This window comes from Helcobacillus sp. ACRRO, from assembly GCF_022347125.1.
GTDB lineage: Bacteria > Actinomycetota > Actinomycetes > Actinomycetales > Dermabacteraceae > Helcobacillus > Helcobacillus massiliensis.
Map to the genome: position 1 here is coordinate 1 of NZ_JAKRNG010000042.1, position 10,112 is coordinate 10,112.

Annotated in this window: 12 protein-coding genes; 10 read left to right on the plus strand and 2 right to left on the minus strand. The window is 70.7% G+C overall.

The window, feature by feature from the left end; translation table 11 throughout:
- Positions 1-250 precede the first annotated feature (250 nt).
- The 3 genes from MHY20_RS10920 to MHY20_RS10930 all read left to right on the plus strand — a co-directional run bounded on the left by MHY20_RS10920 (position 251) and on the right by MHY20_RS10930 (position 2,127).
- Positions 251-457, plus strand: coding sequence for a cold-shock protein (locus MHY20_RS10920; protein WP_239376769.1), 207 nt, complete (start codon positions 251-253; stop codon positions 455-457).
- A gap of 132 nt (positions 458-589) precedes the next feature.
- Positions 590-1,663 (plus strand): magnesium transporter CorA family protein, encoded by a 1,074-nt coding sequence (locus MHY20_RS10925; RefSeq protein ID WP_239376770.1) that lies wholly within the window; start codon positions 590-592, stop codon positions 1,661-1,663.
- Between the two features lie 248 nt (positions 1,664-1,911).
- Complete coding sequence (locus MHY20_RS10930; RefSeq protein WP_183375166.1) at positions 1,912-2,127, plus strand: zinc-binding dehydrogenase; 216 nt, start codon at positions 1,912-1,914, stop codon at positions 2,125-2,127.
- Positions 2,128-2,142: 15 nt separating this feature from the next.
- Here MHY20_RS10930 and MHY20_RS10935 read toward each other — a convergent pair whose 3' ends face one another.
- On the minus strand, positions 2,143-2,691 hold the full coding sequence (locus tag MHY20_RS10935) for a hypothetical protein (protein ID WP_183375164.1): 549 nt from the start codon (positions 2,689-2,691) through the stop codon (positions 2,143-2,145).
- Between the two features lie 142 nt (positions 2,692-2,833).
- On the opposite strand from MHY20_RS10935, the gene MHY20_RS10940 reads away from it, so the two are divergent.
- Together MHY20_RS10940 and MHY20_RS10945 are read left to right on the plus strand one after the other, a co-directional pair.
- The gene (locus tag MHY20_RS10940) at positions 2,834-3,247 is read left to right on the plus strand and encodes a hypothetical protein (RefSeq protein WP_183375162.1); all 414 of its coding nucleotides are present in this window, start codon (positions 2,834-2,836) and stop codon (positions 3,245-3,247) included.
- A 305-nt stretch (positions 3,248-3,552) separates the two neighbouring features.
- A complete protein-coding gene (locus tag MHY20_RS10945; protein ID WP_183375160.1) occupies positions 3,553-3,714 on the plus strand; it encodes a hypothetical protein in 162 nt (53 codons plus the stop codon).
- A 4-nt stretch (positions 3,715-3,718) separates the two neighbouring features.
- Here the strand turns inward: MHY20_RS10945 and MHY20_RS10950 are convergent, their stop codons facing one another.
- On the minus strand, positions 3,719-4,294 hold the full coding sequence (locus MHY20_RS10950; protein WP_239376771.1) for a 1-acyl-sn-glycerol-3-phosphate acyltransferase: 576 nt from the start codon (positions 4,292-4,294) through the stop codon (positions 3,719-3,721).
- A 103-nt stretch (positions 4,295-4,397) separates the two neighbouring features.
- Between MHY20_RS10950 and MHY20_RS10955 the strand changes: the two genes are divergently transcribed.
- The 5 genes from MHY20_RS10955 to MHY20_RS10975 all read left to right on the plus strand — a co-directional run.
- Complete coding sequence (locus tag MHY20_RS10955) at positions 4,398-6,614, plus strand: efflux RND transporter permease subunit (protein ID WP_239376772.1); 2,217 nt, start codon at positions 4,398-4,400, stop codon at positions 6,612-6,614.
- On the plus strand, positions 6,611-7,717 hold the full coding sequence (locus tag MHY20_RS10960) for a nucleoside hydrolase (RefSeq protein WP_239376774.1): 1,107 nt from the start codon (positions 6,611-6,613) through the stop codon (positions 7,715-7,717). The genes MHY20_RS10955 and MHY20_RS10960 overlap by 4 nt, the downstream gene beginning before the upstream one ends.
- Positions 7,714-8,550 (plus strand): histidine kinase, encoded by an 837-nt coding sequence (locus MHY20_RS10965; protein WP_239376776.1) that lies wholly within the window; start codon positions 7,714-7,716, stop codon positions 8,548-8,550. The genes MHY20_RS10960 and MHY20_RS10965 overlap by 4 nt, the downstream gene beginning before the upstream one ends.
- On the plus strand, positions 8,547-9,353 hold the full coding sequence (locus MHY20_RS10970) for an energy-coupling factor transporter transmembrane component T (RefSeq protein ID WP_239376778.1): 807 nt from the start codon (positions 8,547-8,549) through the stop codon (positions 9,351-9,353). The genes MHY20_RS10965 and MHY20_RS10970 overlap by 4 nt, the downstream gene beginning before the upstream one ends.
- The coding region (locus MHY20_RS10975; protein ID WP_239376780.1) for an ATP-binding cassette domain-containing protein at positions 9,350-10,112 on the plus strand (763 nt) is incomplete at its 3' end. The genes MHY20_RS10970 and MHY20_RS10975, both read left to right, overlap by 4 nt.

A 10,112-nucleotide genomic window follows, 5' to 3' on the forward strand; every position in this document is an offset into this window, starting at 1 on the left:
GAGGCCCGCCCCGCGAGCCTCGGGGCAGCTCTGCACGGTGGGACGGCCCGGTGAAAAGGAACGCTGCGGCACACATCCCGCCGGCTCCCACCCGCCCCGGGGTAGTGTGTGAATCGTTGCTCGGAAGTGAAGTTCGTGCTGACAGCCCCGGCGGTCGGCATTGCAAGGCCCAGTTCCTTCTGAATCGTGCATCGAGCAAGCACCCTGGGACGCCCGAGATGCGGGCGCCCACGCCAGAAGGGATTTCATCATGGCTACAGGTACCGTCAAGTGGTTCAACGGCGACAAGGGCTTCGGCTTCATCGCAGCAGACGACAACTCCGCGGACGTCTTCGTCCACTTCAGCGCAATCCAGGCCGACGGCTTCCGCACCCTCGACGAGGGCCAGAAGGTCGAGTACGACGTCGAGCGCGGCCAGAAGGGCCTGCAGGCGTCGAACCTCACCGTGATCGGCTGATCGACCCCAGTGTGTGACAGGACCGCCGCCCCACCCGGGTGGCGGTCCTTCTTTTCCGCCCCACTGCCGGTCACCACCTGCACAGCGTTCGGGGCCGACGGAGCCCGCAGTCACCTGTGCCAGAATCGCGGCGTGCACACCCCTGACGAACCGACTGACCGATCCCGCGCCCCGCGCGCAGCTGCCGATGCCGCCGCAGACAACCTCGCCCTGACCGATGCCCGCGTGTGGCGCGGCGGCGAATGCATCGCGGCGCACGTCTCGCCCGCCCGGCTTGCGGAGGAGCTCCTCGACGACCGCACAGTGGTGTGGGCGGACCTGCTGGATCCGACTGCGGAACAGCTGCTGGCGCTGGCGGAGCAGCTCGGCATTTCGCCCGCTGCGGTGGAGGACGCCCTCGCGCCGCATGAGCGGACGAAGGCGAGCCGATCTGCCGACCACATCTTCTTCACCGTGTATGGGGTGGACGTGCACTCCATGGCAGGGGAGGGGGAGGTCCGCACCGAACTGTCCCCGGCGCGCATCAGCGGCTTCGTGCTCCCGCGGGGCCTGCTGACGATCCGGACCACGCACAACGGCCGCGTGTTCGACCTCGAGGACGTCGTCCGCCGCTGGGACGCCGCCCCCGATCTGATCTCGGAGGGCGCCGCGGCGCTGGTCTACGGTCTGCTGGACTCCGTGGTGGACGGGCATTTCGCGGTGATCCAGGATCTGGACGACGCGATTGAGCACCTGGAGGACGTCCTCTTCGAAGAGGACGGCACGGACAGCGACTTCGAGCAGAAGGTGTACGGGTACCGAAAGAGCCTCGTCCAGCTGCGCCGAGTGGTGCTGCCGATGCGGGAAGTGGTCAACACGCTGATTCGACATCGTGGCCGGACCGGTGGGTCGCTCGACTCCTGGTACGACGACCTCTACGATCACGTTCTGCGCGCGTCCGAGTGGACGGAATCGCTGCGCGACATGGTCTCCAGCGTGTTCGAAACGAACCTGTCGCTGCAGAACGCGCGGCTGAACACGATCATGAAGCAGCTGGCAGCGTGGGCTGCGCTGATTGCGATCCCCACGGCGATCACCGGCTGGTTCGGTCAGAACGTCCCCTACCCCGGTTTCAACAACGCGTTCGGCTTCTGGCTGAGCGTCGCCCTGATCCTCGGCCTGTCGCTCGGCCTGTTCGCACTGTTCAAGAAGAAGGATTGGCTGTAGGCCGACGGGTGCCGCCCCGGGCTGCTGCCGGGCCAGCAGCGCCGCGCCGGTCTCAGGCGGTCAGCAGGGGCTCGGCCCCCGGCATCTGAACGCGGCCGCCGGGCAGCACCTGCTGATCACCGGTGCAGCAGGCGGTGTAGGTCAGATCGCCGTGCAGGTCGCCGCCCACGCCCGGCAGCCTTACCCCCGTAGCGCAGAAGCGGAGGATCCCCCTCGCCCTGCTCGCCGAACGCCTGGGCAGCCGGCGGATGCGCCGCGCGGCAGCCCGCGCGGGGCTGGGCTTCGAGTTCTTCCTGATGGAGCCGAACGGCCGGGAGCTGCAGGAGCTGGTGGCACTGGTGGACTCCGGCGCCCTCACCCTCCCGATCGACGGTCGGTTCCCGCTGGACGACTACGCCGCCGCGTTCGAACGGCTCGAATCCCGGCGCTCCAAGGGCAAGGTCATCGTCGAAATCGGTGCCTGAGCCGGGCGTGCGGATTCAGGTGACCTTCTCGAAGCGGAAGATCCGCCACTGTCCGTTGACATTCTCCGTTTCCACCTCGATGGTGGCCGGCTCTGTGCTGCCGTCCTCCCACGTGAACCGGGTGTCCACCGTCAGTTTGACTCGGGAGCCGTCCGAGCTCTTCTGCCCCTGTGTGATCGTGTAGTCGACCTTGGTCAGCCCCTGCCAGCCCTTCGACCATTTGGCGCAGTCGATGCTCGCGGCGGCATCCGGGGTGAACGTCTCCTTCACCGTCTCGCAGTCGCCGTTCACCGTGGCCTGCAGGTTCGACTTCAGCGTCTCCTCCGGTGAGCTCAGATCCACCGAGGTGGGGCTGGACTCGCCGCCCTGCTTCAGGGTGCCGGCCTCGAGCTGCCCCCAGAGGAACCAGGCGCCGATCACCATGGAGATCGCGACGATCAGACCGAGGCAGCCGCAGGCGCCGAGGATCCAGAGGCGGGACGCGGACTTCTCCGGCACCACGGGGACCTGGCGGCCCACCGGCTGTGCACCGGGACGGGGAGAGGGCGGGGGAACGGAGCTCATGGCACCAGCCTAAGGTGAGAACGGGACGGAACGGGACTGTTCGCGGCATTGGATATCGGATCCAGCAGCGGAAGGATCAGTGGACCCGGAGTGGTCATGCTCCGAGAGTAGGGGAGCGGGCCGACGGGTGCGATGCCCGCCGATGGGTCCCCCTGCCCGGTTCGTCAACGCCCACGCCCACGCCGACAAGTCCTGGTGGGGACGCGACTGGGTGTCCTACGGCGGGGAGGGCGGCACCGACGGCCGCATTGCTCATGAGCGCAAGATGCGGGACGACCTCGGCATCCCCGGCGTCGAAGTGACCGTGAATGTTCTGCGGGAGTTCCTGCGCCACGGCACCACCCGGGTCCGCAGCCACGTGGACGTCGACCTCGGCATCGGGCTGCGCGGACTCGAAGTGGTGCGCGAAGCCAACGCGGCGCTCGGCGACGCGATCGACCTCGAATGGTCGCCTTCCCGCAGGACGGTGTGCTGCGTCGTCCCGGTGTGGATCGGCTGCTCGACGAAGCCGCTTCCGCCGGAGTCGCCCACATCGGCGGTCTGGATCCGTGTCTGATCGACCGTGACCCCGTCGGCCAGCTCGACCTGCTGTTCGGCATCGCTCAGCGGCACGGATGCGGGCTCGACATCTACCTGCACGACTCCGGCACCCGTCGGCTCCGCGCCGCTAACGCTGCCTGAGATGCGGGAGCATGGTCTGCCTCTGGGCCTGGGGACCGGCGGGATCCGGGACCCGTGGGCTCCGTACGGTGACGGCGACATGCTTCGGATCGCCACCACGTTCGCCCGCCGCACTGGGCGCGGTACGACCACGAACTGCAGAACGTCCTGGACATCGCCACGGGTCACACTCACCCGTTCGTGGGCGGGCAGACCCATGACCTCGAGGTCGGCTCGCGCGCGGACATCGTGCTGATGGAGGCGACCGGTCCTCTGGATGCGCTGATGCGCGCGCCGCGCCGTGAGCTCGCGATCGCCGGAGGTGCCGTCGTGGTGGACGCCGGTGAGGTGCTCGTCGGCTGAGCGCTCAGCGGTCCTCTTCGTCCCGCAGACGCGGCTCCACCCGGCGCTGGGGATGCCAGCCGAGCTTGTCGGCGTAGAACGCGCGGATCCGGTCCATATCGGCCTTCACGTCCCCGGTCATGTCGATCGTCGGACCGAGTCCCACCCGTTTGTTCGGTCGGTCGATGTAGCCGAGGGTGACCGGCATGCCGGTCGCGCGGGCGATGCGGTAGAACCCGGACTTCCAGTAGTCGGTTCTGTTCGTGCGGGTGCCGTCCGGGGTGATCACCAGGTTGAACGGGGTGCCGCGCTCCATCTCTGCGAGCAGATCGGCGACCGCGGCGCGGGGATTCCCTCGGTCCACGGGGATGCCGCCGGCAGCGCGGAACAGCGGCCCGTACCAGGAGCGGAACAGGGTGTGCTTGCCGAGCCAGCGCACATGCAGCTGCTCCTGCCAGTTGATCGCCATCATGTACACGAAGTCCCAGTTCGAGGTGTGGGGCGCGCCCAGCAGGATCGAGGGACGCGAGCGGTCGTGTTCGGTGGTGAGGGTGAACGAGGACGCTGCCCAGAACAGGCGGGCGATCAATCGGGTGATCATGCGGTCAGACTACCGGGTGATCACCACCGCGCGGCCCCACCTCCCGGGGCGCGACGGGGCCGGCGCGCTTGGTCGCGGGCCGAGGATGCGGGACACTCAGCCTATGAGCCCTCACCGAGCCAGCCGCCGCACCCCGAGCCTCCGTCGTCTTCTGATTCCGGCGCTGCTCACCCTCGCTTGGCTGACCGTGTTCGCGTTCGGCGGCATGAGCTTCGGCTCCATCAGCGACGTCTCCACCAATGACCGCTCCACCTTCCTGCCCGAGAGCGCCGAATCCACCCGCGTGCAGGAGGAGATCACCCGCTTCACCGGGTCCGACGCGATCCCCGCGATCGTCATCGCCGAACGGCCCGGCGGCATCACGAAGGACGACACCGCGGCCCTCACCGCGGCCCGGGAGAACGCTCTCGCCGCTGTTCCCGGTGCCGAATCCTCACCCGTGATCCCCTCCGAGGACGGCGAGGCCGCTCAACTGGTGGTGACGGTCCCGTCGGATCAGGACATCCCGAGCGCAGTGGAGACGATCCGCGCAGCGGTGCAGGAGAGGGCTCCCTCGGGCCTGGATTCGTGGGTGAGCGGCCCCGCCGCGTTCACCGCGGAGCTCACCGAGGCGTTCGCCGGGATCGACGGGCTGCTGCTGATCGTGGCGCTCGCGGTGGTGCTGATCATCCTGGTGGCGGTGTATCGTTCGCCGCTGCTGCCGCTGATCGTGCTGCTGAGCTCGCTGACCGCGCTGTGCGCTGCGGTCCTCATCAACGTGGCTCTCGCCCGCGCCGGTGCCCTCACCATCACCGGGCAGGTGCAGGGCATCCTGTTCATCCTCGTGATCGGTGCCGCCACCGACTACTCCCTGCTGTTCGTGGCCCGCTACCGCGAAATGCTGCGGGACCATGCCTCGGCGGCGTCGGCGGCACTCGCCACGATCCGTGAGGTCGCCGCCCCCATCATCGCGTCGGCCGGCACCGTGATCGCGGGTCTGCTGTGCCTGATGCTGTCCGACCTCCGATCCAACGCCGCGCTCGGCCCGGTCGCGTCCATCGGCATCGCCTGCTCGGTGCTCGCCACCCTCACGTTCCTGCCCGCTCTGCTCGCCCTGTTCGGCCGTGTCGCCGTGTGGCCGCGCGCCCCGGAGCACGGCAGTGCGCATCCTGTCCTGCACGGCGAGGGTGCCCGCGGCTTCTGGGCGCGGCTCGGCGCCTGGGTGGAGCGGGGCCCGAAGCGCGTCGCGGCCGGGGTGGCGCTGCTGCTCGCCGCTGGCTGCGCCGGCCTCGTGCTCCTGGACGCCGACGGGGTCCCGCAGTCCAGCCTGGTGCTCGGCGACTCCTCCGCCCGTGACGGCCAGGCCGTCATCGATGAGCACTTCGCCGGCGGCTCCGGTTCCCCCACCTATGTTCTCGCCCCCGCCGACCGGCAGGAGGAGGTCGCCCAGGCGATTGCGGAGACCGACGGGGTGGACAGCGTCGCGATCATCTCCCAGGAGTCCCCGTCGGGCACCCTCCCCATCGGGGACGACGGCACTGTGCAGACCCCGCCGCCGGGTGCCGGCCCGCCCGGGGCCGTGGAGGCGGAGCCGACGGTGCTGGAGGACCGTGTCATGTTCTCCGTGACCCTCGATAGCGCCGCCGACTCCCTGGAGGCGGAGCAGACCATCATCGCGATGCGCGACGGCCTCAACGGGACGGACGCGGCCGTCGGCGGCACCACCGCCGTGGACCTCGACACGAACGACACCTCCGCCCACGACCGCTCCGTCATCATCCCGATCGTGCTCGTCGTGATCACGGTGATGCTGGGTCTGCTGCTGCGGGCGATCGTGGCGCCGTTGGTGCTGCTGGCGACCACGGTGCTGAGCTTCGGCACCGCCCTCGGCATCAGCGCCGTCATCTTCCACCTGATCGGGCAGGGGAAGTCGGACCCCTCCGTGCCGCTGTACGCGTTCGTCTTCCTGGTGGCGCTCGGAATCGACTACAACATCTTCCTCATGACCCGGGTGCGGGAGGAATCCGTCGGCCACGGCACCCACGTGGGCACCCTGCGCGGCCTCGCCGTCACCGGCGGTGTCATCACCAACGCCGGCATTGTGCTGGCTGCGACGTTCGCGGCGCTGCTGGTGCTGCCGATCCAGTTCCTGCTGCAGCTGGCGATCATCGTGGCGCTCGGTGTGCTGATCGACGCGCTGGTGGTGCGCGCCCTGCTGGTGCCGGCGCTCGCCCTGTGGATCGGGGATGCGATCTGGTGGCCGTCGCCGCTTGCTCGTGGCGCACGCGATGCGCACCGCGGCGACTCGACCCCGTCGGGCCGCGCCACAATAGAGCCATGACCGACCGGACCACTTCGATTCCGCTGTTCGTCGACTGCGACCCGGGCATCGATGACGCCCTCGCACTCGCCCACATCCTCTGCCAGGACGACGTCACCATCACCGGCATCGCCGCCAGCGGCGGCAACGTCTCCACCGTGCAGGTCGCCGCGAACACCCGCGGCTGGCTCGCCCTCGCGGGCCGCACCGACGTCCCCGTCCACACGGGCCACGCGCTCCCGCTCGCCTGGCATCACGGACCGCCGGCGTTCGCAGCCGGGCGCACGGAGCCGGAGTATGCGGACCTGACCCACGGGCCGACGGGCGCCGGCTACGCCCAGCTGCCCGACGTCCCCGTCGGCCCGTCCACCGGCGACGGTGAGCCCGCTGCCGACGGGCGGGACGCCGCCCGCGCCTGGGTCGAGGCCGCTCGCGCCCACCCCGGTGAGCTGATCGGCGTGCTGCTCGGGCCCGCCACGAACCTCGCGCTCGCCCTCGAGCTCGAGCCGGAGCTGCCGCGGCTTCTCAAGCGGCTGTTCATCATGGGCGGAGCGTTCAACTATCGCGGCAACACCCACCCCACCACCGAATGGAACGTCACCTTCGACCCGGAGGCGACCGCCGCGGTGATCCGCGCCTTCGGCGGCGCTCATCTCTCCGGTCACACCCCGCACGCCCCGGTGATCGCACCCATCGAAGCGACCGAAGCCGTCGTCATGGCCCCCGCGCGCCTGCAGGCGATCCTCGACGGCGCCGCCGCCTACGGCCACGATCTCGCAACCGGGTGGGGAGCCGTCCTGAACCAGCTCGGGGAGGCCCTCCGGTTCTACTTCGAGTTCCATGAATGGGACGGCCTCGGCTGCCTCGCCCACACCCATGACCCGTTCGTCCTCGCCTGCGCCGTCGACTGGGCCCGGAACCCGTCGGCCGGCCTCCCCTGGGCGGAGACGGCCATGGCGCCGGTGGACGTGGAGTGCGCCGGTACACTGACACGCGGCGAAACCGTCGCCGACTGGCTCGGACGGTGGGGCCGGGAGCCGAATGCCGAGCTCATCCGCACCATCGATGCCGATGCCTTCCTGCAGACCCTCAGCGCGACGCTGATGAAAGGCCCCCGACCATGACCCTCCCCGCATCTGGGCAGGGGTCCGTCCGCCGGACGGGTCCCGCACAAACCCCCGAGCATCCCACCCGCAGCCCGCTTCCGCTCAGCCTCATCACCGCCGGCGCGCTCGTCATCGCCGCCACCTACATCGCGGTGATCCTCACCCAGCCCGCCCACCTCGATGTCGAGCTCGGGCCCGCCGCCCTCTGGACCATGGCGGGCTACCTCCTCGGCGGCATCCTGATCGCCGCCGGCAGCCTCTCCTACATCCCCCGCAGCATCATTGGCCTGATGCCCGTCGCAATCGCCCTGAACATCGCGGTCGGCCAGATCGTCGGCGTCTACACCCCGATCCCGCTCTACCTGGACTCCATCGGCACCGTCATGATCGGCGTCCTCGCCGGCCCAGCCGCCGGCGCCCTCACCGGCATCCTCACGAACATCCTGTGGGGCGTCACCATCAACCCGGGCGTGATCGCGTTCTCCACCGGTGCAGCATTCATCGGCGCCGCCGCCGGCTGGGCCGCCCGCCTCGGTCTGTTCCGCCGCATCTGGACCGCCGTCCTCGCCGGCGCCGTCGCCGGCGTCCCCGCCGCTGCCCTCGGCGCCCCGGTCGCCGCCTACATCTACGGCGGCGGAGTCGGCTCCTCCACCGCCGGTGTGGTCGCGATCCTGCAGGCCGCCGGCATGGAGATGCTGCACGCCACGCTCGCGCAGTCCCTGGTCTCCGACATCGCCGACAAAGCCCTGATCTTCGCGCTCGCGTTCGCGGTGGTGCACGGCCTGCCGCGGCGCATCACCGACCGGTACCCGTTCACGCGCTTCACCCGTCGGCCCCGCCGCAGCGAATGACCCGCTGGCACCCCGCCACGGAGATCGTTGCGCTGGGCTGCGCCCTGCTGCTGGTGTTCGGCCTCGCCTCCCCGCTGGTGCCCGCCGCACTGATCCTCGTGACCGCCCTTGCGGTCGCCGCCGCCCCCGCGATCCGCATCCGATCCTGGCTGGTGGCCGTGGCGCTGATCTGCCTGCCCACCCTGCTGTTCGCCATGGTGGTGCAGGGGTTCTTCTACCGCGGCGCCGACCCGATCATCCTGTGGGATGCGGGGATCGCGCAGTTCACGCTGCAGGGCGCGGCGATCGCGGTGCAGCTGTGGCTGCGCCTGACCGCCATGGTGGGGCTGTGCGCCGCGTTCGGTCTCGGCAACGACTCCGCGCGCCTGTTCGACGGCCTGACCCGCCTGCGCGTCCCGCAGCCCATCGCGTACGTGTGCGCCGCCGCGCTCGGACTGATTCCGCTGGTGCGGACCCGGACCGTGCAGACGCTGGAGGCGCGCGCCTGCCGCGGCTGGGACACCCGCTCCTGGGCGGTGCGCATCCGCCTGATCCCCGCGCTCGTGCCGGGCCTGTTCACGGCGGTGCTGATGGGGGTCGAGCAGCGGTTCGACACCCTCACCCAGCGCGGCTTCGGCGCGCCCGGGCGGCGCGGCGTCGGCGGCGGCCGGCCCACGGAACTGCAGGACCACCCCGACTCCGCCGCCTCCAGGGCGGTGCGCTGGATCCTGCCCCTGGGCGCCGTCGCGTTCACCGCGGCGGTGATGACGGGGCTGATCCCGCTGCCGAGCGCACCGCAGCTGCTGGAGGTGATCACCCGATGAGCCCGGCGGATCCCGCTCACGCGGCGCCCGTGCTGCTGGTGGAGGGCGCCGGTTTCGCCTACCGCACCGCCGACGGACTCCTCCCGCCCGTCCTCGCCGACCTCCACCACCGGGTGCCCGCTGGGCAGATGCACACGGTGCTGGGACCCGTCGGCGCCGGCACCTCCACGCTGTGCCGCCTCGTCACCGGCCTCCTCCACGACCGCGGCGAGACCAGCGGCACCATCCGCGTCACCGGCCCCGGAGAGGGCGGCGCCGGGACCGCGGTCATGCTCGGGGACGACCCGGAAGCGCAGCTCACCGGCATGACCACCCGGGTCGCCGACGAACTGCAGCTGCCGGCGCGCCTGCACGGCGTGAGCGCCGCCACCGCCCGCTCCCGTGCGGAAGCGGCCGCGACCGACCTCGGGATCACTGACCTGTGGGACCGGCGCGTCACCGAACTGTCCGGCGGGCAGCGGCAGCTGGTGGCGCTGGCCGCTCTGCTCGGCCTGCAACCGGACCTGCTGGTGCTCGACCAGCCGGGCCTGTCCCTCGACCCGACGATGCGCGCCCGCCTCTCTGCGATGCTGCGCGACTTCTGCGACGCCGGCGGCGCCGTCCTCGTGACCGGGCACCAGGTGGACGAGTTCGCCACCGCCGCCGATCAGGTCCTCGCCCTCGGCCCCTCCGGCCTCGCGTCCCTGCCGCTCACCGCCGATGCTGTTGGGGCTGCGGGGGTGTGGGACGCGCGGGCTGCGTCGGCCCCCGCCCCGGGGC

Bases quoted from the DNA above. Each gene is read 5' to 3' on its own strand.
- MHY20_RS10965 (WP_239376776.1), top strand. From the start codon at position 7,714: ATGACCCTCCCCGCATCTGGGCAGGGGTCCGTCCGCCGGACGGGTCCC.
- MHY20_RS10940 (WP_183375162.1), top strand. From the start codon at position 2,834: ATGGGTCCCCCTGCCCGGTTCGTCAACGCCCACGCCCACGCCGACAAG.
- MHY20_RS10970 (WP_239376778.1), top strand. From the start codon at position 8,547: ATGACCCGCTGGCACCCCGCCACGGAGATCGTTGCGCTGGGCTGCGCC.
- MHY20_RS10960 (WP_239376774.1), top strand. From the start codon at position 6,611: ATGACCGACCGGACCACTTCGATTCCGCTGTTCGTCGACTGCGACCCG.
- MHY20_RS10955 (WP_239376772.1), top strand. From the start codon at position 4,398: ATGAGCCCTCACCGAGCCAGCCGCCGCACCCCGAGCCTCCGTCGTCTT.
- MHY20_RS10920 (WP_239376769.1), top strand. From the start codon at position 251: ATGGCTACAGGTACCGTCAAGTGGTTCAACGGCGACAAGGGCTTCGGC.
- MHY20_RS10950 (WP_239376771.1), bottom strand. From the start codon at position 4,294: ATGATCACCCGATTGATCGCCCGCCTGTTCTGGGCAGCGTCCTCGTTC.
- MHY20_RS10930 (WP_183375166.1), top strand. From the start codon at position 1,912: ATGCGCCGCGCGGCAGCCCGCGCGGGGCTGGGCTTCGAGTTCTTCCTG.
- MHY20_RS10935 (WP_183375164.1), bottom strand. From the start codon at position 2,691: ATGAGCTCCGTTCCCCCGCCCTCTCCCCGTCCCGGTGCACAGCCGGTG.